The organism is Streptomyces sp. NPDC056479 (assembly GCF_042795335.1).
Taxonomy (GTDB): domain Bacteria; phylum Actinomycetota; class Actinomycetes; order Streptomycetales; family Streptomycetaceae; genus Streptomyces.
In genome coordinates this window covers 39,542-59,152 of record NZ_JBHTRZ010000011.1, presented here as the reverse complement: position 1 = coordinate 59,152, position 19,611 = coordinate 39,542, and the positions used below count along the sequence as shown (strand labels likewise).

The window sequence follows — 19,611 nt, the reverse complement described above, 5'->3', positions numbered from 1 at the left end:
CCCGCGCATGACCCTCCAGGAACCCCTTCCGGCCGTGGACCCGGAGCCGCTCCCCGACCCGGTGCCGCTCATGGGCTGCCCGTACAAGGCCGACCCCTATCCGCTGTACGAGCGGATGCGCGAGGCCGGGCCGGTCCACCGCGTCCTTTTCCCCAGTGGCGTACGGGCCTGGCTCGTCACCGGCTACGAAGCCGCCCACGCCGCCCTGAACGACGACCGCCTCGGCAAGAACCACGACCGGGGCAACGACGGCTGGCGCGCCCGCGCCTCGATCATGCCCGAGCCGCAGCATTCCCGGCTCCAGGTCCATCTCCTCCACCAGGACCCGCCGATCCACACGCATCTGCGGCGCTTCGTGACGGACGCGTTCACGCCCCGCCGGATCGAGCGACTGGGGCCCCGATTCCAGGAGTTGGCCGACCGCCTGGTCGATGCCCTCCCGGAGTGCGGACCCGCCGACCTCGTCGCCGCTTTCGCCGCCCTCTTCCCCTTCCAGGTCCTCGCCGAAGTCATCGGGCTGCCGGGAGAGCTGGCCGCGCGCTTCGACCGCGACTGGGGCAAGGTCGTCCAGCCGGTCGGGCCGACGGACCCCGGACGACCGCTGTACGAGGCACGCCTGCACGGTCTGGAGAGCTATATCGCCGAGGTCGTCGCCCACAAGCGGGAGCACGGGGACGACGACCTGCTCGGCCGTCTCGTCGGGGCCCGCGACCGGGGCGAACTGGCCCAGGAGGAGCTGGACTCGATGATCTTCCAGCTGCTGGTCGCGGGTCAGGAGCCGGTCACGAACCAGATCACGACAGCGCTGATCGCCCTGCTCCGCCACCCCGGCCGGCTCGCCCGGCTGCGCGACGATCCCGGTCTGATGCCCCGCGCGGTCGAGGAACTCCTGCGCCACGACAGCGCCTTCGAGCTGACCACCTGGCGCTTCTTCGACCGGGACAGCGATCTGCACGGCACCGAGATCCCCGCCGGCGACTCCGTGATCGTCTCCCTGTGCGCCGCCAACCGCGACCCGCGCCGCTTCCCCGACCCCGACACCCTCGACCTCGACCGCAGCCCCAACCCCCACCTCGCCTTCGGCCACGGCATCCACTTCTGCCCCGGCGCCGCCCTCGCCCGCGCCGAACTGCGGATCGCCCTCGGCACGCTGCTCGCCCGGCTGCCCGGCCTGCGCCTTGCGATCAGGGACGAGGACATCGAGTGGATCCCGTCCGTCCTGGGCCGCGGCACACACCGGCTGCCCGTCGGATACGACCGGCGGCTGTGAAGCCGGCCCACGGCTGATCCCCCACCCGAACGACAGCGCCCGGACCGCCGAGGCGCCATGCCCGCATGCCCTGGAGGAACGACATGCTGCTGACGACCGCACCGGACACCCTCCCCACAGCCACGGCCACCCGGATCCTGAACCTGCTCCTGCCGCACCACCGCACGACTGACCACGACCACGCCTCCGCCGAGGCCTTCCCGCGTCAGCTGCGCCGGATCTCCGACTTCGTCCGCGAGGGCACCCCCATCGTCTTCACCCTGCCCGGCTTCCCCTGCAAGTCACCCAATCCGGCCAAGACCCTGGGCCACCTCCCCGACATGGGCGAACGCCTCTCGCTGACCTTCCTCGACACGCTGTGCACGAGGATCGAGCGGATCCATCCGCCCGGCGCCCGCGTCGTGATCTGCTCCGACGGCCATGTCTTCGCCGACCTGATCCACGTCCCCGACCACCACATCGACGCCTACGCGGACGAACTGCGCGCGCTCATACGGGAGTCGGACCTGACTCATCTGTCCGTCCTCGACCTGCGCGACATCCTCGGCGACCTTCCGCACGACATGAAACGCGCCCACGTCCACGACCGCCACGCCCCCGCCCTGGACGCCCTGCGTGCCGAGGTCCGCACCGACGCCCCCACCCTCGCCCTGTACCGGGGCATCACCCGCTTCCTCGTCGAGGACACCGCCGGCTTCACCGGCACCCGCTCCGCGCTCCAACGCGAGTGCCGCAGACGGGCGTACGGCGTCATCCAGCGCAGCCGGGCCTGGGGCGCGCTGATCGCCGACCGCCACCCCGGCGCTGTACGTCTGTCGATCCACCCACAGCCGATCGGCGCCGCCAAGTTCGGCATCCGCCTCCTCGACGCCCCGGACGTCTGGACCACCCCCTGGCACTCGGCCGCCCTGCGGGAGCCGGGTGGCGGTTGGACCCTCATGCCACGCGCGCGGGCCGAGCGACTCGGCCGCCTGGTCCACCGCGACGGCCGGCCGAGCCACTTCGAGCGGTAAGGCGCCGGGATTCACCGTGCGCGGAGCACGATCACGTCGGGCGTTGTCAGTGGGGCGCGTTATCCAGGTGGGGACCTGGGAGGTGGCTCGATGCTGATCGACCCGACCGCTCCGCGGGCCCGTGCCGTCGTGGAGGCGATCCGGACCGGCGACGTGGCGGCGTTGGAGGAGCTGCTCACCGCGCATCCGGGGCTGGCCACGGCACGCGTGGGCAACGAGACGACCGCGCGGACCCTGCTGCACATCGCGACCGACTGGCCGGGCCACCTGCCCGACGGCGCCCGGACGGTGAGCGCGCTGGTCGCCGCGGGCGCGGATGTGAACGCCCGGTTCACCGGCGCGCACCGTGAGACGCCGCTGCACTGGGCGGCGAGCTGCGACGACGTGCCCGTCCTCGACGCCCTGCTCGACCGGGGCGCGGACATCGAGGCCGACGGCGGCGTGATCGGCGACGGCACCCCACTCGCGGACGCGGTGGCCTTCGGACAGTGGAAGTGCGCACGGCGCCTGGTGGAACGAGGCGCGCGCACCACCCTGTGGCAGGCCGCCGCCCTCGGCGAGGCCGACCGCGTCGCCGCCTGCTTCACGTCCGGCACCGAGCAGCCCACCGCCGAGGACGTCACCGCAGCGCTGTGGTGCGCCTGCCACGGCGGGCAGCGCGCGATGGCCGACCACCTGCTGCGACGGGGCGGTGACGTCAACTGGATCGGCTACGACGGGCTGACCGCACTGGACGCCGCCCACCGCGAGGGGCACCTCACGCTGGTCGCATGGTTGCGCGACCAGGGGGCGAAGCCCGCCGAGGAGTTGGCCTGACACGAGGCCGACCAGGCGCCCTCTTCCCGCCGACGTGCGGCCGACCGGGCGGAGGTGAAGACTGGAACACGGCGGGGCGGGTCCGTCCTGCCGACATCGACACGTCGACAGATCGATACGAGGTGCGAACGGAACCGCGCACCACGCCCGCAATCCCGCCCGGACGTCATGCGCCGTCATCCGTCCGCGGCTCACCGTCTTCACACTGAGGGAGCCGGCCATGGGCGGCATCAACGGAACAGCACTTCAAGGCCTGCGTGAGGCACTGCGCGGCCCCGTCATCACGCCGAGCGACCCCGGCTACGACGAGGCCCGCAGCATCTACAACGCCATGATCGACCGGCGCCCCGCGGCCATCGCGCAGTGCGTGGACGTGGCGGACGTACGGACCGTGATCTCCGTCGCCAGGGACACCGGAGCGGAGCTCACGGTGCGCGGCGGCGGCCACAGCGGCCCCGGTCTGTGCCTGGTCGACGACGCGCTCGCCCTCGACCTGTCGACGATGCGCGGGGTGCGCGTGGACCCGGGCACGATGACCGCGCAGGTGGCCGGCGGAGCCCAGCTGGGCGACCTGGACCACGCGGCCCACACCTTCGACCTGGGCGTGCCCGCCGGCATCATCTCGATGACCGGCGTCGGCGGCCTCACCCTCGGTGGCGGCCATGGTCATCTGACCCGCAAGTACGGACTGACCATCGACAGCCTGCTGTCCGCCGACGTCGTCCTCGCCGACGGGAGCTTCGTCACCGCCTCCGAGGACGAGCACCCCGAGCTGTTCTGGGCGCTGCGGGGCGGCGGCGGCAACTTCGGCGTCGTCACCTCGTTCACCTTCCGGCTGCACCCGGTGGGCACGGTCGGCGTCGCGGTGACGGTGTGGCCGGTCGACCGCACCCCGGAAGTGCTGCGCTGGTACCGGGAGTTCCTGCCCGCCGCGCCGCGGGACCTCAACGGCTTCTTCACCCTGTTCACCATCCCGCCCGGACCGCCGTTCCCCGAACCGATCCACGGGCAGAAGATGTGCGGCGTCGTCTGGTGCTACACCGGCGACCTGGCGGGCGACCGCCTGGAACAGGCGCTGGCCCCGGTGAACGAACCGGCGCCGTCCGCCTTCCACTTCACCACGCCCATGCCCTACCCCGCCCTGCAGGGCATGTTCGACGAGTTGATCCCGAAGGGCTACCAGTGGTACTGGCGCGGCGACTTCTTCGACACGATCTCCGACGCCTCGATCGACGTGCACCACAAGTACGGCGAGAACCTCCCCACCGAGCTGTCCCTGATGCACCTCTACCCCGTGGACGCCGCCGCCCACGAGCTCGCCGCCGACGACACGGCCTGGGCCTACCGTGACGCGACGTGGTCCGGGGTGATCGCCGGGATCGACCCCGACCCCGCCAACGCCGAACTGATCCGGCAGTGGAGCGTCGACTACTGGAGCGATCTGCACCCGCACTCCATGGGCGGCTCCTACATCAACTTCATCGGCGAGGGGGAGAGTACGGACCGCGTCCGGGCCACCTACCGTGGCCACTACGACCGGCTCGCCGCGACCAAGCACACCTACGACCCGGACAACTTCTTCCACGCCAACCAGAACATCCCGCCGACCGCCGGCTGACCTCCCTCGCCCCGTCGTTCACCCGGGAATGTCGCCTGGGGTAGGGCTCCCACGGAACTCGCCCCGCTGTCCGCCCGGCAGCGTTGGTCGCTGTGGCGCTATCTCACGGGCCTGATCCGCGGCGGTCGCTGACCCTGCGCCGCGCACGGCTTCCCGGCGCCGAACAGCCGCGGCAGCTCGCGGCTCCGTGATCGACTGGAGGCCCGTCCGGCACCGGCGTACCGTCGAATGGTGGCGGGAACCAGCCACCGAACCCCCGCCACGGCGTGATGCCATGAGCAATCCCGAGCCGACACCCGAAGCACGGACCACCCCGCAGGAGACGGAGCGGGGTCAGGGCCGTGGCAGCGGTATGGCGCTGTTCGTCATCGCGTCCTGTCAGCTGATGGTGGTGCTCGACATCACCATCGTGAACATCGCCCTGCCGGACATCCAGAGCTCGCTCGACTTCTCCACCACGAGCCTGTCCTGGGTGGTCAACGCCTACACGCTCACCTTCGGCGGGCTGCTGCTGCTCGGCGGCCGGATGGGCGACATCCTCGGCAGACGGCGGGTGTTCGTCTTCGGCGTCCTGCTCTTCGTCCTCGCCTCGTTGCTCGGCGGACTGTCCCAGAACTCCTGGCAACTCCTGGCCGCCCGCGCCCTGCAGGGTGTCGGCGGCGCCATCGCGTCCCCGACCTCCCTCGCCCTGATCAGCACCACCTTCCGTGAAGGGCCCGAACGCAACCGGGCGTTCGGCGTCTTCGCCGCGGTCTCCGCGGGCGGCGGCGCGATCGGGCTGCTGATGGGCGGCATCCTGGTCGAGTGGCTGAACTGGCGCTGGGTGCTGTTCGTCAACGTGCCCATAGGGCTGCTCATCGTGCTCGCCACGCCGCGCTGGATCCGGGAGTCCGAGCGCCACCCCGGGCGCTTCGACATAGCGGGCGCGATGACCTCCACCATCGGCATGGTGCTGCTGGTGTACGGGTTCATCCGGGCCGCACAGGACGGCTGGCGGGACCCGCTCACCCTGGGCTCGTTCGGGGCGGCCGTCGTCTTCCTGATCCTGTTCGTCCTGGTCGAGCAGCGCTCCAGACAACCGATCACGCCCCTGCACATGTTCGCCGACCGCAACCGTGCGGGCACGTACGGCATCATGCTGAGCCTGGCCGCAGCGATCTTCGGCATGTTCTTCTTCCTCACGCTCTTCGTGCAGGACGTGCTCGACTTCAGCCCGCTGGAGGCCGGACTGGCCTTCCTGCCGGTGAGCGCCGTGATCGCGGTGGGCGCGGGGATCGCCTCTCAGCTCCTGCCGAGGTACGGGCCCAAGCCGTTCATGGTGACGGGCGCGATCCTCGCAGCCGGAGGCCTGTCCTGGCTGACCCTGACCGATGTCGACTCCACCTACCTCGGCAGCATCCTCGGGCCCATGCTCGTCTTCAGCCTCGGCATGGGCATGGAGTTCGTGTCCCTGACCCTGATGGCGCTGTCCAACGTGACCGTCCAGGAGACGGGCGCCGCCTCCGGGCTGCTCAACGCCACACAGCAGGTGGGCGGTTCCCTCGGGCTGTCCATCCTGGTCACGACGTTCGGTACGGCCAGCAACAACGAGGCCGACAAACAGATCCCCGCGTTCCTGTCCCAGGCGACCCCGCTGGAACGGCTGCGCTTCGAACGTACCGGGCAGCTCCCGGCGCAGTACGCCGACGAGATCCTCACCTCGGGCGTCTCCGCCGCCTTCATCGCGGCCGCGATCTTCACCGGGATCGCCGCGGTGATCGCCCTGCTCGTCATCCAGGTCCGCCCTTCGGACCTGGAGCGGCTGCAGGGCGGCGGGATGCCGACTCCCTGACTCGACGTCTGTCGTTGGCACACCCGTCACCCGGCGCTCTTACTGTGCGCGCCATGAGAAGAATTACGATCATGGTCAGTGCCGCGGTGCTGACCGTCGGCCTCGCGTCCCCCGCCGTGGCCGACCGCGGTGGGCAGGACTTCGGCCGGGCCACGCTGACCGGCTTCGCGTCGCTGCCCGCCGAGACGTTCGTGCCGGGCAGCGAGCCGTCCGGCTCCGCCATCGGTGCGGGCCCCTTCAACGGAATCGCGGCGCCGTTCGCGCACCAGCCGGTGCAGGGCTTCAGCGGTGTCGTGAACCGGCGTGACGGCACCTTCGACGTGCTGTCGGACAACGGCTACGGCAACAAGGCCAACAGCGCCGACTTCCAGCTGCGCGTCCACCGCATCAAGCCGGACACGCGGACCGGCGAGGTCAAGGTGCTCGGCGGGTTCAACCTGAGCGACCCCGACCGCCACGTGTCGTTCCCGCTGACGCGGGCCGACCGGGTGCTCACCGGCGCCGACTTCGACGTCGAGTCGATCCAGCGGATGCCCGATGGGACGTACTGGCTGGGCGACGAGTTCGGCCCCTGGCTGCTGCACTTCTCCGCCAAGGGCCGCCTCCTGGAGGCTCCCATCGCGCTCGACGGGGTGAAGGCGCCGGAGAACCCGTACCTGGACGGCGCCCAGCCGAACATAGCGAGCAGCAAGGGTTTCGAGGGCCTGGTCCGCTCCGTGGACGGCCGCCGTCTCTACCCGCTCCTCGAAGGCACCGTGAACGGGGACACCCCCGGCGATCTGCGGTTCAGCGAGTTCGACCTGCGCATGCGCGCGTACACCGGGAAGCGGTTCGTCTACCGCCTGGAGTCGACCGCGAACGCCATCGGGGACGCCATCGCCGTCGACCGGCACCGGTTCCTGGTCATCGAGCGCGATGGCGGGCAGGGCGACACGGCCAAGTTCAAGCGGATCTACCTCGCCGACACCCGGGACCGCAACGGCGACGGGCTGATGGACAAGACACTGGTCGCCGACCTGCTGGACATCGCCAACCCCAAGGGGCTCGGCGGCTTCGGGGAGACCTTCCGCTTCCCCTTCCAGACGATCGAGGACGTGAACCTCGTCGACGACCGGACGCTGGCCGTCCTGAACGACAACAACTTCCCGTTCTCCTCGGGCCGTACGGCCGGCCAGGCGGACGACAACGAGTTCATCACCATCCGGCTCGCGGAGCGACTGCACGCCGACAAGCGCGCGTTCCGCTGACCTCCGGGCGTGGCTGGACCGGTCGAGGGGGCGATCGGTCCAGCACACGGAACGACACATCCGGCGCCGCCATGGCGTACGAGGCCTTACGGGAGCACCAGCCGGTCATCACCTGGCGGGAGTTCGCCGGATTCGGCGCGACGCCGGGCATGCAGGCGCTCGACGCAGGCATCGGGCTGATCGACGATCAGATCACCCAACTGACCCAGGCCGCCCCGCCCTTGCTCCGCGCACTGCGCTCGGACGCCGCGGAGGCCTGAGGGGGCCCACCGGGCACCGCTCGCCCAGTCACCGGTGACAGTTCTCGCGCCGCGTCCGATGAGTGACTTGTGGGGACCGTGCAAGCGGCTGGTGCCCTTGATGTGTGACCACGTTCACCCTGATGTGGCGGAAAGTGATGAATTCCTTACGCAAGTGACGCGTAAAGGACGGTAACTCAGACAACGACCGTGGAGGCTTCGAGTGCGACCGTTCACTCTCAACTACGCGATATCCAGGGGGCTTCCGAGCGCGGTGATCCCCTATCACTTCGACGCGGCCAGGCAACTGAACGTTCTTCCCGACGGACGCCCCGCCGTCAGTGACCCGGACCTGATGCTCGCGGCCGGCACGACGACGTCCACCGCCGGGTCCGCGACCCACTTCGACGACTGACGGACCGGGCCGCGCATGACGGTTCTGATCCTCACGTCCGAGGAGGACGTGACCGCCGACATGGTGGTGGCCAGGCTGCACGGGACGGGAACGCCCGTGATGCGCCTGGACCCCGCCGACCTGCCGGGCAAGGCCGTGCTGTCCGCCGACTACGCCCACGGCGACTTCGACGGCCACCTGTCGGTCAACGGACACGTGCTCAGCATGGGCGGTCTGCGCTCCATCTGGGTGCGCAGGCCCGGCGAACCGGCCGCGCACGCGGCCGAGCCCTCACCTTGGCTGACCGCCGAGACCCGGCAGGCGCTGTACGGGATGCTCTACTCCGCCACCGCACGGTGGATGAACCATCCGCGCAACGCCGACCAGGCCCGGCTGAAGCCCTGGCAGCTGCGGGTCGCCCACGTCAGCGGCTTCGCCGTGCCGCCGACGGTCTTCACCACGGCACCCCGGCTGGCGCGGGAGTTCGCCGAGGAGTACCGGGACGTCGTGGTGAAGTCCGCCTCGGGGCCGCCGCCCGGTGAGCCGGCGCTGGCCCTGCCCACCACCCTCGTCGGCCCCGACGCGGACTTCTCGGCCGTCGCGGCCGGGCCCGCGCTGCTCCAGCGGTACGTCCGCAAACGGGCCGACATCCGCCTCACCAGCGTGGGTCCCCGGCTGTTCGCCGCACGCAAGGCCGCCGAACCCGACCAGGTCGACGGCCGCTACGGCGACACCGGGCACGGCTGGGAACCGGTTCCGGTCCCGGACCGCATCGGCAAGTCGGTGCACGAGTACGTCACTCTGGCCGGACTGGCGTACGCCGCCTTCGACTTCGCCGAGGACGAGGACGGCATCTGGTGGTTCCTGGAGTGCAACCAGAGCGGCCAGTTCGGCTTCGTCGAGCTGGAGACCGGGCAGCCCATCGCGGAGACGGTCGCCCTGTGGCTGGCGCAGCGCGGGGCGGAACGCCGCGGCGGGTGAGCCGGCCCGCACTACGTTGGGTCGGGCCAGGGACATACGGGCAACGGCGGGACGGGGAGGAAGACGCGATGACCACGCGGCGGACGATCGCTCCGGAGGAGATCGACACGCTGAATCTGGCCGATCCGCGGCTGCGCGCCGAGAGCGATCTGTCCGCCGTGTGGCACCACTTGAGGGAGCGTCGCCCCCTCCACAGCTGCCTCAGCACCCTGCCGCTCGCGCTGAAGGCCGCCTGAACTGCCCTGCGGCCTACGCGGCCAGTTCCTTGCGGATGCGGTCCAGCATGAACGCCGAGGATTCCTCGGCCCGTTCCTCCCAGGCGAAGACGCAGGCCGTGGCGACGCCGTCGACGTTCAGTTCGCGCAGCGTGCCGAAGAAGGCGTCCCAGTCGATCTCGCCCTGGCCGATGTCCAGGTGCTGGTGGATACGGGCAACGCACGACCACCCCGCCTCGAAGGAGACGGGGTGGTGATGGCCGGTCGACCGCTCAGGCGGGGCGTATCGCGCTGTGGATCGCCGCCTCGCCGGCGTAGTGGATCGACTCCTCGCGGATGATGGCCCCCGGCCCCGGGGCGTGGATCATCATGCCGTTCCCGGAGTAGATACCGACGTGCCCGGCATGGAAGAGCACCAGGTCACCGGGCTCCAGACGGGTCAGGGCGACCCCCTGGCCGGCGATCGCCTGCTCCTGAGCCGTGCGCGGGAGGCTGATGCCGGCGGCCTTCCAGGCTGCCTGGGTGAGGCCGGGGCCGTCGTATGCCTCCGGGCCGGTCGTGCCCGAGACGCAGGGCTTGCCGAGTTGGGCGCGGGCGAACTCCAGGGCGCGGATGGACCGGGTGTCCTGCGGCCCCGTCGAGGTGAGGGCGGGGTAGGCGCCGAGGGTCTGGTCCGTGACCGGGAGCGCGAGGACGTCGGCGATGGGGGCCGGCGCGGCCGCGGGCCAGGCCGTGGCGCCGGGCGGGACCGTGGTGAGGTCGGCGGCCGACTGCGCTTGCAGTGCCTGCCACTGTGCCTCGGGTGAGGGCTGGATCGGATCCGGCGTCGCGCTCCAGTTGTCAGCCGCGGGCAGGACCAGCGGCGCCGTGAGCGGATCGTTCTGCCGCGCGAGGTAGGTGGACAGCAACTGCCGGGCCCGGTCCAGCTTGCGCTGGTTCTGCTCCTTGGTCGTCCGCAGTGCGGAGCGCTGCTGCGGCTCGGCCGCCGGTGCGGTGTCCCAGGCCGTGTCCGGGGCGTTTCCGGCCGGGAGAGCGAGGACGGGCGGGATGACCTGGGTGGCCTGAAGGTCCGCTCCCGGTGCCGGCGGGGCGGGCGGCAGGGCGGCGATCGGGCCGGCGGTGAGCTCCGCGAGGGGAGCCGCGCCGATGGCCCGAGCGGACGTCGACTCGGCGGCCGGCCCGGCCGTGAGTTCCAGCGCCGGGCGGCCGGAGGAGTCCCGCGCCCGGTCGGGGCCGTCCAGCTCGCGCGGAGGCCGCTGCGGGGCGGGCCGGTCCGGCGTCCGGTCGCTCGGCAGCACCGCCGGCACGGTCGGACCCAGCTTTGCGCGTGCGACGTCGAACCACTGCCGGGTGACGCTGTCGAGTGCGGGGTCGCCGCCCCTGCTCTCGCCGGCCCGGGGCGCTGCGGCGGGCGAGGATCCGAAGTCCGCCGGCCGGGCGGCGCGCTTGCGCGGTCCCGTCGACGCCGCGCGGGTGGCGTTGAAGGTCCCCGAGTCGGTCTCGGCCCGGTCGTAGAGCGAGCTGATGCGTCGGCCGACCTCTTCACGGCTGGGCGTCTCGTCCGCCGCCGAGGGGGTGGCGCCCGCCGTCTGGCCGAGCAGGGCCACCGACGTGAGGGCCGCTGACGCGAGTGCGGAGTTGCGCATGCCGGGGAGGCTGAGAGCCCCCGGCCGCGCGGTGCCTTCCGGCGCCATGGGCGACGTACTCCTTCCTGATCCGCCTACCGAGTTAGCGGTGGGGGTACCCCCAGGCCGTTCAGGCTCTGGGGGAGGGTTCGGGCGGTTGTTCCGGAAGGTGTGCCCTACGGCCTGTGCCCCGAGGGGCAGTTGGCCGATTCACCCCAAGTTCGGTTGGGTCCCCGGCTCCAGTGAACCCTGCGGGCGCACCGGACTCGGCGGAAGCCGCGCGTCCCGGCGGGGTTCGCCGGAGATCGTCGTGCGGTCTGAGCCGTAACCTAGCCAACTTGTGCGCCTCCCGTGAAGGTTGAGGCGTTAAATGTCCGATACGTTTCTGTGACCTTCGACGCTTGCGCGGAGCGGGAGCCCGATTTACTGCGCGGTGCGTCTACGTCGCCACGCTTCGTAGTGATCCAGGACCGTTTCCTCGATCGGGCGGTAGGTGATGCCCAGTTCGCTCACACTGCGGCTGTTGTCCACCCGGAACCGGATGCCAAGGTGTTTGCGGATGTAATCCTGGCTCAGTCCGAAGGCCGGACCCAGGACGCGCACCGGCCAGTGCGGGAGCGCGGTGCGCGGGAGGCGGAGATCGCGGGGGTATCGGGTCCGCAGGATGCGGGACATCTCGTGGAACGACGTCATGGTCTCGGACGCCACGATGTAACGGCCCTTCGCGTCCGGGTTCTCGGCCGCCGCGATGTGCGCGTCGGCCACCTCCCGCACGTCCGCCGTGGTGAAGCTGAAGTCCGGTGCGCCGTAGAAGAAGTAGCCGTTGAACAGCTCCTGGAGCAGGAACAGACTGCCCGACTCCGAGGTGGGCGTGAGGGACGGACCCAGGATCAGGCCGGGGTTGACCGACACCATGCGCCAACGCCCCTGCGCGGCCTCCGCGTCCCACGCGGCGCGTTCGGCGACCGTCTTCGCGTAGTGGTACGGATTGTTCTCCACCGTGCTGGTGGTGTTGAAGTACCGCTCCGACAGCACCCCGTCGTCCATCTCCAGGACGTCCGCGTAGTCGCCGAAGATCGCGCCCACGGTCGAGGTCAGGACGAGCCTGTCCACCGTGGGCGTCCGCTCGATGGCCGCCAGCACATTGCGCGTGCCGAGCAGGGCCGGGTCGACCATGTCCCGGCGCCCGTCCTTGATCTTCTCCGGCATACGGAACGGCGACGCCACATGGAACACGGTCCGGCACGCCGTCATCGCCTCGTCGAAGGAACCCTCGGCCAGCAGGTCCGCCTCGAACAGCGACAGTTGCCCGGGGTGCGCCTCCTGCATCTCCCGCAGCGGCCGCACTTTGGCCGTGGCCGCCGAGCTCCGTACGGTGGCGTGCACCCGATGACCGCGCTCCAGCAGCCGCTTCACCAGATGACTGCCGACGAACCCGCTGCCACCGGTTACCAACACGGCCGTCGACCCGTCTGCGCCCACCCTCACTCCTTCGCCCGCGCGGAAGCCGGTCGATCACGGTAGCGGCGTTGCCCGTGCGGGGCCATGGCTGCGATGGAGCCCGATCGCTCGGGACGCCAAGGTCCTCGCCGCGGCCGGCGTCCGGCACCGCGTCGAGGTCACCAGCGCGGCAGTCGCAGTTCGTACTCCGGGTGGATCCGCCGCATGTAGCCGGTGTCGTCACGGGAGCGCACCCCCGAGTCGACGTACAGCCGGTGCAGCCGGTCGAGGGCGTCGTGGTCGAGGTCCACCCCCAGGCCGGGTCCGGTGGGGACCTCGACCGCCCCGTCGCGCAGCTCCAGGACGCCGGGGACGATCACGTCGTCGGCCGAGTTCCACGGGTAGTGCGTGTCGCAGGAGTGGTCGAGGCCGGGAATGGCCGACGCCACATGGGTCAGGGCCGCGAGGCTGATGCCCAGGTGCGAGTTGGAGTGCATCGACAGGGCGATGCCGAACGCCTCGCAGACGGCGGCCAGTTCACGGGTGCGGCGCAGTCCGCCCCAGTAGTGGTGGTCGGTCAGCAGGACTTGGATCGCGTTCTGCTCGATCGCCGGCTTCAGATGCTCCCAGGCGATCACACACATGTTGGTGGCAAGAGGGAGCGGCGCGTCGTTCGCGACCTCGGCCATGCCGGGGATGGTCGCGGTCGGGTCCTCCAGGTACTCCAGTACGCCGTCCAGCTCGCGTGCCACGTACCGCGAAGTCTCCACCGTCCAGGCCGTGTTGGGGTCCAGGCGCAACGGCAGGCCGGGGAAGGCCTCCGCCAGCGCCCTGATCGCCGCGATCGCCTCGTCCGGCGGGAAGACGCCGCCCTTGAGCTTGAACGAACGGAAGCCGTACCGCTGTTGCATCAGCCGGGCCTGCTCGACGATCCCGGCGGGATCGAGCGCCTCACCCCAGTCGTCGCCGACCGCCGGGCGGCCGTCGAGGGCGGGGTGTTGCGCCCACTTGTAGAAGAGGTACGCGGCGAAGGGCACCGAGTCCCGGACCCTGCCGCCGAGCAGATCGCTGACCGGACGGCCGAGCAGCCTGCCCTGGGCGTCGAGGCAGGCGACCTCCACCGCCGAGGTGGTCCAGCCGCGTTCGTGGGAACTGGGCACGGTGGGCAGCAGCGCTGCGTCGACCGCGGCCGTCACGGCCGTCGTGTCGAAGACGTCCATGCCGACGACCACCTTCGCGGCCGCCCGCAGTCGCTCCAGACGGGCGGCGCCGCCCGGGGATTCGCCGAGGCCCACCGTGCCGTCCTCCAGGACGAGTTGGAGGATGACGCGCAGGGCGAGGGGCTCGTGGACGCCGTTGGAGTTGAGCAGGGGCGGGTCGCGGAAGGCGATCGGGGTGACGATCAGCTCGCGGATCCGGGTGCCGTCGGTGCTGCTCATGCGCGGACCGCCTCCAGGCCGTGGTTCATGTGCATGTACGTGAACTCACTTCACGCACCTAGATGATCAATCAAGCTATGAATCGCTCCCGTCGTATGTCAAGACATGGTTGCCGGATCTCGCCGGACCTCTGACGGAGGCTCTCCGTGGGGCGGTTTCGGGTCACCCCGGGAAAACCAGCCACCGAGGGTTGTGTGCGACTCGAGGAGGTCGCACGTACGTACGACCAGTCGAACGTCGGGTGTGCGGGCGCTCCCTACGGGGCTGGGCCCGTCCGGCGTCCCGTGACGGCACCCGGTGTGCAGAACCTGTGAACCACCTGGCCGGGGCGCGCAGGCACGATGTGCGGATGCCGGGAGGGCGCCTTCACCAAACCCCCTCGCGGGGTGGCCTGAAGGCGCCTTGCTCGGTCAACTTCGAACGCACCAAGGTGGATTGAGCACTTGAGCATCAGGAGTCACAAGCGCGTTGCTTGGCCCGGACGGCCGACAAGTCCGGGGTACCGACGGGGGAAACTGATGCGGTGCGCCTGCCGCCGCCATTGACCATGGGCGCTGTTCGCGCACCCGTCCACCACTTCCCCCTGCCGTCTCTTGGTGCCCATGTCCCGGTGCCCGAGACAGGGATAAAGGAGGGGGAAAGCCGATGAGCGCGGTGAGCGCCGCCAAGCCGACGTATCCCGGCGTCTACGTCGAAGAGCTTCCCAGCAGCACCCGTACGATCTCGACCTTGACCACGTCCGTGACCGCCTTTGTGGGCCACACCCGACGCGGTCCGCTCAACGAGCCGGTACGCGTCACCAGCTTCGCGGAGTTCGAGCGCCGCTTCGGCGGCCTGAGCGCACAGAGCGCCGTCGGCTACGCAGTCCACCAGTTCTTCGGCAACGGCGGCACCATCGCGGTGATCGTCCGAGTCGCCAAGGCCGGCAGTGGCAAGGCCGCCTGCGTCACCCTCAAGTCCACCGAGGGCCACAGCGAGGGCCCGGTCCTCGAGGTGCACGCCAAGGAACCCGGCCTCTGGGGCAACGGCCTGCGCGTCGCCGTCGACCACGACACGACGTGCCCCGACGAAACCTTCAACCTCAGGGTCTACGACGCCAAGGGCGACGCCCGGGAGAGCTTCACCGGCCTGTCCATGGACGCCGCGAACGGCCGCTACGCGCAGACCGTGATCAACGCGGCCTCGAAGCTGATCCGCGTCGAGGTCGTCGGCGAGGGCCGCCCCGACCCGTCGGGCACCGTCTCCAAGCCCTTCGGCGACGAACTCCCGAACCTGGCGGTCGACCTGACCGTCAAGATCGGCGAGGTGGAGCGCGAGTTCACGCTCTACGACCCCGACTGCGACGGTGAAGCGCCGTGCAGCGTCGCCGAGTTGGCGCTGCTCCTGGAGCGCAAGCTGCGCGCCCTGCCCGACGCGCCCGGCAAGCACGCCTTCGCCGGCGCCGAGGTCACCGCCTTCGGCCGCCGTATCCAGGTCGTCGCCGGCTCCACCGACCCCGAGGACGTCGTTCGCTTCCTCGGTGAGTGCGCCAACGACCTCGGTCTGGAGGCCTCCGTCAACCCGCCGGTCTTCCCGCTGGAGGGCGGCGAGGACGGCGAGGCACCCGGACCGCGCGACCTCATCGGCAGCGAGGGCGACAAGACCGGCATCCAGGCGCTGCGCGGCGTCGCCGACGTCAACCTGCTGGCGCTGCCCGAGCTCGCCGCGTACGAGAAGACCGAGGACGCCCTCACGGTCATCTCGGCCGCCCAGCGGCTGTGCGCCGAGCGGCGGATCTTCCTGCTGGTCGACGCGCCGAGCACCTGGGCAAACGTCGACACCGCGCGCGCCGGGCTCGCCGCCTTCGACGCGGTGCGCGGCAACCACGCGGGCCTGTACTTCCCGCACCTGCAGCTCACCGACCCGCTCACGGGCCGGCTGCGCTCCTTCCCGCCGTCCGGAGCGGTCGCCGGCGTCATCGCGCGCACCGACTCCGAGCGCGGGGTGTGGAAGGCCCCGGCCGGCACCGAGGCGCGGCTCGCGGGCGTGCACTCGCTCACCGTCAACCTGACGGACCGCGAGACCGGCCTGCTCAACCCGCTCGGCGTCAACTGCCTGCGCACCTTCCCGGTGACCGGCCCGGTCGTCTGGGGCGCGCGCACGCTGGAGGGCTCGGACGCGCTCGACAGCGAGTGGAAGTACGTGCCGGTGCGCCGGCTCGCCCTCCATGTGGAGGAGAGCCTCCAGCGCGGCCTGCAGTGGGTGGTGTTCGAGCCCAACGACGAGAACCTGTGGCAGCAGATCCGGCTCGCCGCCTCCTCGTATCTGCACACCCTCTTCCGTCAGGGCGCCTTCAAGGGCGGCACCCCGCGCGAGGCGTACTTCGTCAAGTGCGACAGCGACACGACGACCGCCGAGGACATCGAGAACGGCATCGTCAACGTCCTCGTCGGCATCGCACCGGTCCGGCCGGCGGAGTTCGTGATCGTCAAAATCCAGCAGACGTCCGGGCAGTTCGCGCTGTAGGCGCGGGGAATCGTGGAGAACTGAAGGAATCCGATGGCTGAGTTCACGGTCAACGCGCATCGCTTCGACCCCTACAAGAACTTCAAGTTCCTGGTCCTGTGGGACGGTCGGACGGTCGCGGGCATCAGCAAGATCAGTCCGCTCAAGCGGACGACGGAAGTCGTCAAGCACCGGCACGGAGGCGACCCTTCGTCTCCCCGCAAGTCTCCGGGCCGCTCCGAGTTCGAGGGCATCACCCTGGAGCGCGGCGTCACCCACGACCCCGAGTTCGACCGCTGGGCCAACAAGGTCTGGCAGGTCGGCGCGGGGCTGGGATCGGAGGTGTCCCTCGCCGACTTCCGCAAGGACATCGTCATCCAGGTCCTCAACGAGGCCGGGCAGGTGGCCGTCTCGCACAAGCTCTACCGGACCTGGCCCAGCGAGTACCAGGTCCTCGGCGAGCTGGACGCCAACGCCAACGCGGTGGCCATCCAGTCGCTGAAGCTCGAGTGCGAGGGCTGGGAGCGGGACTACGAGGTGCCCGAGCCGGAGGAGCCGTCGTTCCTCAACCCAGCTTGAGCAGTGGGTAGGTGAGGGGGGACGAGATGGCGATCACCGGGGCGGCCGAGCTGCTGGCCACCTGGGAGGCGGGCCTCGCCGAGGCGCCGACGGGGCGTGCCCTGCTGCTGCACCGCACGGCACGCCCGGACGTCGACGTCGCGACCCTGCCGGTACTGCCGGTGGGGTCGCGCGAGGCCGACCTGTTCGCGCTGCGCCGCGCCCTGTTCGGGGAGCGGATGCAGGTGCGGCTGGTCTGCTCGGCGTGCGGGGAGGACATGGAGTTCGACCTGGACGCCGGGGAGTTCGCGCGCTCGCTCGGCGGGCCGGGTGACTCCGTGGTGCGGGTCGAACAGGACGGCTGGGACGTGGAGTTCCGGCTGCCCGGTGTCGCCGACCTGACGGCGGCGGCCCGGACCGCGGACCCGCGTGCCGCCCTGCTCGCGCGGTGCGTCGTTTCGGCGGAGCGCGCCGGGGCGGCCGTGTCCGCCGAGGACCTGCCCGCCCCGGTCCAGCGCCGGATCGCCGAGGCCGTCGAGGCCGCCGACCCGGGCGCCGACGTGACACTCAACATCGCCTGCCCCGAGTGCGGCGAGGCCACCCGGGCCGAGCTGGACATCGCCTCCTACCTCTGGACCGAACTGGACGCCTGGGCACGGGATGTGCTGCTCGACGTCCATCTGCTCGCCACGTCGTACGGCTGGAGCGAGCCGGAGATCCTGGCGCTCAGCCCGCTGCGGCGCCGCTACTACCTGGAGCTGTGTGCGGATGTCTGACAGCGGCGGGGCGCCGGCACCCGACTTCCTCGACCGGCTGATCGCCCGGCACGCCCCGGCCGCCGCCGGTCCGCGTCCGGACGTGGTGAAGGTACGGCCCCGGCTGCCCGGCCCGTTCGAGCGGGTCGAGGCCGTACGGAGCACCGCGACGGCACCCGACGACGGCTCGGACCTGCTCCGGCCCGCCGCCACGCCGTCGGACGTACGTCGGGATTCGGCGCCGCGTCCGGCGACGCCCGCCACCCGCTCGCACACGGAACGGGAGCGGACGGTCGTACGCACCGAACACACCCCGGCCGACCCGGCACCCCGGCCCGCCGCGAGGGCACTGCCCGAGGCGCCGCTGCTGCGTCCCGTCGCGCCGCTCGCGCCGGGACCCCGGCAAACACCGGACGCCGTGCAGCGGACGGCGGGTCGAGGGCGCCCGGAGCGGGGCGCCGCGCAGACCGCGGCGTCCGTGCCCAACCCTCCGGGTACGGACGCCGCCACCTCCGCCACCGTGTCGAGCCCCCTGCGGCCCAGCGCCGCGGACACGGCGGCGGCCCGCGACGCCGTGCGGCAGGCCGCCGCGCGGCGCCCCGGGCGGCCGCCCGAGCAGGTGGTGCAGGTGCAGATCGGGCGGCTTGAGGTGACGGCGGGAGCGTCGCCGTCCGGCGGCACCCGGCAGCGGACATCGTCGGCGGCGCGACCGGGGACGACCCTGAGCCTCGCCGAGTACCTGGCGCGAGGGCGGGAGTGACATGACAGACCGAGGAACCGAGGAACCGACGCCATGAGCAACGCACTCGCCATCGCCCATGTCACCCAGGCCCTCGCCCTGCTGCTCGCGTCCAACGTGGGCCCGGAGTTCGACGAGGCCGTGAAGGTGGAGCCGCACAAGCCGCCGACGGAGCCGCCGGACTACCCCACCATCAACGTCTTCCTGTACCAGGTCACGCCCAACACCTCGATGCGCAACAACGACCTGCCGACCCGGGCGTCCGACGGCACGCTGGTGAAACGGCCCGCCGCCGCACTGGACCTGCACTTCCTGATCAGCGCGTACGGCGACGAGACGACGCTCGTCGGGCAGCGGCTGATCGGCTCGGTGGTGCGGACCCTGCACGAGATCCCGGTGCTCCCGAAGGACGTCATCGAAGAGACCGGCCACCTCCCGCACCTGATGGGCAGCGACCTCGCGGAGGCCGCCCAGCGGGTGCGGTTCACGCCGACGGTGATGGACATCGACGAGACGTCGAAGCTGTGGGGGATGCTCCACCAGACGCCGTACTCGCTGTCCGTGGTCTACCAGGCCACCCTGGTCCTCATCGACGGCCGTGAGCAGCCGGCGCCGGCCAAGCCCGTCGAGCGGCCCGAGGTACGGGTGCTGCCGTTCGGGGCGCCGGGGGCGCCGGTCCCTCCGGGGGGCGAGCCAAAGCCTGAGCTTCCGTCAACTGAGCGCGACGCGACTGGTGTTGAGAAGACGACGGCTGTTGAGAAGGCGACGGCAGATCCCGGGCCGGTGAGTGCTGCTGCCAAGAAGACCACGAAGGCCCCGGCCAAGACCGTCGCCAAGGCTCCGGCACGGGCCCGCAAGACCGCCCGGGCGAGCAAGCCGCCGCAGCCGGAGCCCCGGAAGGGCACGGAGGGCTGAGAAGCAATGGGGACGACGGGGGCAGGTGAGGG

Annotated in this window: 18 protein-coding genes, 1 pseudogene and 1 riboswitch; of the genes and pseudogenes, 15 read left to right on the top strand and 4 right to left on the bottom strand. The window is 71.2% G+C overall.

The window, feature by feature from the left end; all coding sequences use genetic code 11:
* The first annotated feature begins 7 nt into the window (after positions 1 to 7).
* The 10 genes from ACFQ6S_RS36030 (at position 8) to ACFQ6S_RS35985 (ending at position 9,645) form a co-directional block, all read left to right on the top strand.
* Positions 8 to 1,270 (top strand): cytochrome P450, encoded by a 1,263-nt coding sequence (locus ACFQ6S_RS36030; protein ID WP_383419127.1) that lies wholly within the window; start codon positions 8 to 10, stop codon positions 1,268 to 1,270.
* A gap of 83 nt (positions 1,271 to 1,353) precedes the next feature.
* Positions 1,354 to 2,283: an L-tyrosine/L-tryptophan isonitrile synthase family protein gene (locus tag ACFQ6S_RS36025; protein WP_383419125.1), complete on the top strand. Its 930-nt coding sequence runs from the start codon at positions 1,354 to 1,356 to the stop codon at positions 2,281 to 2,283.
* 90 nt (positions 2,284 to 2,373) lie between these two features.
* Positions 2,374 to 3,099: an ankyrin repeat domain-containing protein gene (locus tag ACFQ6S_RS36020; protein ID WP_383419123.1), complete on the top strand. Its 726-nt coding sequence runs from the start codon at positions 2,374 to 2,376 to the stop codon at positions 3,097 to 3,099.
* A 220-nt stretch (positions 3,100 to 3,319) separates the two neighbouring features.
* Positions 3,320 to 4,717 carry an FAD-binding oxidoreductase gene (locus ACFQ6S_RS36015; RefSeq protein WP_383419121.1) on the top strand — a complete coding sequence of 466 codons (1,398 nt, stop codon included), beginning with the start codon at positions 3,320 to 3,322 and terminating at the stop codon, positions 4,715 to 4,717.
* Between the two features lie 352 nt (positions 4,718 to 5,069).
* The gene (locus ACFQ6S_RS36010) at positions 5,070 to 6,548 is read left to right on the top strand and encodes an MFS transporter (RefSeq protein ID WP_383419727.1); all 1,479 of its coding nucleotides are present in this window, start codon (positions 5,070 to 5,072) and stop codon (positions 6,546 to 6,548) included.
* 53 nt (positions 6,549 to 6,601) lie between these two features.
* Positions 6,602 to 7,795: an esterase-like activity of phytase family protein gene (locus ACFQ6S_RS36005; RefSeq protein ID WP_383419119.1), complete on the top strand. Its 1,194-nt coding sequence runs from the start codon at positions 6,602 to 6,604 to the stop codon at positions 7,793 to 7,795.
* 71 nt (positions 7,796 to 7,866) lie between these two features.
* Complete coding sequence (locus tag ACFQ6S_RS36000; RefSeq protein WP_383419117.1) at positions 7,867 to 8,055, top strand: hypothetical protein; 189 nt, start codon at positions 7,867 to 7,869, stop codon at positions 8,053 to 8,055.
* 202 nt (positions 8,056 to 8,257) lie between these two features.
* The gene (gene tgmA, locus ACFQ6S_RS35995; protein ID WP_383419115.1) at positions 8,258 to 8,449 is read left to right on the top strand and encodes a putative ATP-grasp-modified RiPP; all 192 of its coding nucleotides are present in this window, start codon (positions 8,258 to 8,260) and stop codon (positions 8,447 to 8,449) included.
* A 15-nt stretch (positions 8,450 to 8,464) separates the two neighbouring features.
* Positions 8,465 to 9,409, top strand: a complete 945-nt coding sequence (gene tgmB / locus ACFQ6S_RS35990) for an ATP-grasp ribosomal peptide maturase (RefSeq protein WP_383419113.1) — start codon at positions 8,465 to 8,467, stop codon at positions 9,407 to 9,409.
* A gap of 68 nt (positions 9,410 to 9,477) precedes the next feature.
* On the top strand, positions 9,478 to 9,645 hold the full coding sequence (locus ACFQ6S_RS35985) for a hypothetical protein (protein ID WP_383419111.1): 168 nt from the start codon (positions 9,478 to 9,480) through the stop codon (positions 9,643 to 9,645).
* Positions 9,646 to 9,658: 13 nt separating this feature from the next.
* Here ACFQ6S_RS35985 and ACFQ6S_RS35980 read toward each other — a convergent pair.
* The 4 genes and pseudogenes from ACFQ6S_RS35980 to ACFQ6S_RS35965 all read right to left on the bottom strand — a co-directional run.
* A pseudogene (locus tag ACFQ6S_RS35980) lies at positions 9,659 to 9,841 on the bottom strand (TIM barrel protein); the annotation flags it as partial.
* A 55-nt stretch (positions 9,842 to 9,896) separates the two neighbouring features.
* Complete coding sequence (locus ACFQ6S_RS35975) at positions 9,897 to 11,318, bottom strand: NlpC/P60 family protein (protein WP_383419109.1); 1,422 nt, start codon at positions 11,316 to 11,318, stop codon at positions 9,897 to 9,899.
* Positions 11,319 to 11,326: 8 nt separating this feature from the next.
* A riboswitch (cyclic di-AMP (ydaO/yuaA leader) is annotated at positions 11,327 to 11,531 on the bottom strand.
* Between the two features lie 141 nt (positions 11,532 to 11,672).
* On the bottom strand, positions 11,673 to 12,731 hold the full coding sequence (locus tag ACFQ6S_RS35970; protein WP_383419107.1) for an NAD-dependent epimerase/dehydratase family protein: 1,059 nt from the start codon (positions 12,729 to 12,731) through the stop codon (positions 11,673 to 11,675).
* A gap of 137 nt (positions 12,732 to 12,868) precedes the next feature.
* Complete coding sequence (locus ACFQ6S_RS35965) at positions 12,869 to 14,128, bottom strand: glucarate dehydratase family protein (RefSeq protein ID WP_383419105.1); 1,260 nt, start codon at positions 14,126 to 14,128, stop codon at positions 12,869 to 12,871.
* 645 nt (positions 14,129 to 14,773) lie between these two features.
* On the opposite strand from ACFQ6S_RS35965, the gene ACFQ6S_RS35960 reads away from it, so the two are divergent.
* Genes ACFQ6S_RS35960 through ACFQ6S_RS35940 form a run of 5 tightly spaced genes read left to right on the top strand, consistent with a single transcriptional unit; the run spans position 14,774 to position 19,579 of the window.
* Entirely contained in the window at positions 14,774 to 16,633 is a 1,860-nt protein-coding gene (locus ACFQ6S_RS35960) for a phage tail sheath family protein (protein ID WP_383419103.1), read from the top strand.
* A 33-nt stretch (positions 16,634 to 16,666) separates the two neighbouring features.
* Positions 16,667 to 17,191: a phage tail protein gene (locus ACFQ6S_RS35955; protein ID WP_004003113.1), complete on the top strand. Its 525-nt coding sequence runs from the start codon at positions 16,667 to 16,669 to the stop codon at positions 17,189 to 17,191.
* Positions 17,192 to 17,217: 26 nt separating this feature from the next.
* The gene (locus ACFQ6S_RS35950) at positions 17,218 to 17,946 is read left to right on the top strand and encodes a hypothetical protein (RefSeq protein WP_383419101.1); all 729 of its coding nucleotides are present in this window, start codon (positions 17,218 to 17,220) and stop codon (positions 17,944 to 17,946) included.
* Positions 17,939 to 18,685 carry a hypothetical protein gene (locus ACFQ6S_RS35945; protein ID WP_383419099.1) on the top strand — a complete coding sequence of 249 codons (747 nt, stop codon included), beginning with the start codon at positions 17,939 to 17,941 and terminating at the stop codon, positions 18,683 to 18,685. Before ACFQ6S_RS35950 ends, ACFQ6S_RS35945 begins: the two co-directional genes overlap by 8 nt.
* A 33-nt stretch (positions 18,686 to 18,718) precedes the next feature.
* Positions 18,719 to 19,579, top strand: coding sequence for a Pvc16 family protein (locus ACFQ6S_RS35940; RefSeq protein ID WP_383419097.1), 861 nt, complete (start codon positions 18,719 to 18,721; stop codon positions 19,577 to 19,579).
* Positions 19,580 to 19,611 lie beyond the last annotated feature (32 nt).

Coding starts and splice junctions, on each gene's coding strand:
- tgmB (WP_383419113.1), top strand. CDS start 8,465: ATGACGGTTCTGATCCTCACGTCCGAGGAGGACGTGACCGCCGACATG.
- ACFQ6S_RS35955 (WP_004003113.1), top strand. CDS start 16,667: ATGGCTGAGTTCACGGTCAACGCGCATCGCTTCGACCCCTACAAGAAC.
- ACFQ6S_RS36020 (WP_383419123.1), top strand. CDS start 2,374: ATGCTGATCGACCCGACCGCTCCGCGGGCCCGTGCCGTCGTGGAGGCG.
- ACFQ6S_RS35940 (WP_383419097.1), top strand. CDS start 18,719: ATGAGCAACGCACTCGCCATCGCCCATGTCACCCAGGCCCTCGCCCTG.
- ACFQ6S_RS36005 (WP_383419119.1), top strand. CDS start 6,602: ATGAGAAGAATTACGATCATGGTCAGTGCCGCGGTGCTGACCGTCGGC.
- ACFQ6S_RS35965 (WP_383419105.1), bottom strand. CDS start 14,128: ATGAGCAGCACCGACGGCACCCGGATCCGCGAGCTGATCGTCACCCCG.
- ACFQ6S_RS36000 (WP_383419117.1), top strand. CDS start 7,867: ATGGCGTACGAGGCCTTACGGGAGCACCAGCCGGTCATCACCTGGCGG.
- ACFQ6S_RS36010 (WP_383419727.1), top strand. CDS start 5,070: ATGGCGCTGTTCGTCATCGCGTCCTGTCAGCTGATGGTGGTGCTCGAC.
- ACFQ6S_RS35985 (WP_383419111.1), top strand. CDS start 9,478: ATGACCACGCGGCGGACGATCGCTCCGGAGGAGATCGACACGCTGAAT.
- ACFQ6S_RS35950 (WP_383419101.1), top strand. CDS start 17,218: ATGGCGATCACCGGGGCGGCCGAGCTGCTGGCCACCTGGGAGGCGGGC.
- ACFQ6S_RS35945 (WP_383419099.1), top strand. CDS start 17,939: ATGTCTGACAGCGGCGGGGCGCCGGCACCCGACTTCCTCGACCGGCTG.
- ACFQ6S_RS35975 (WP_383419109.1), bottom strand. CDS start 11,318: ATGGCGCCGGAAGGCACCGCGCGGCCGGGGGCTCTCAGCCTCCCCGGC.
- ACFQ6S_RS36015 (WP_383419121.1), top strand. CDS start 3,320: ATGGGCGGCATCAACGGAACAGCACTTCAAGGCCTGCGTGAGGCACTG.
- ACFQ6S_RS35960 (WP_383419103.1), top strand. CDS start 14,774: ATGAGCGCGGTGAGCGCCGCCAAGCCGACGTATCCCGGCGTCTACGTC.
- ACFQ6S_RS36025 (WP_383419125.1), top strand. CDS start 1,354: ATGCTGCTGACGACCGCACCGGACACCCTCCCCACAGCCACGGCCACC.
- ACFQ6S_RS36030 (WP_383419127.1), top strand. CDS start 8: ATGACCCTCCAGGAACCCCTTCCGGCCGTGGACCCGGAGCCGCTCCCC.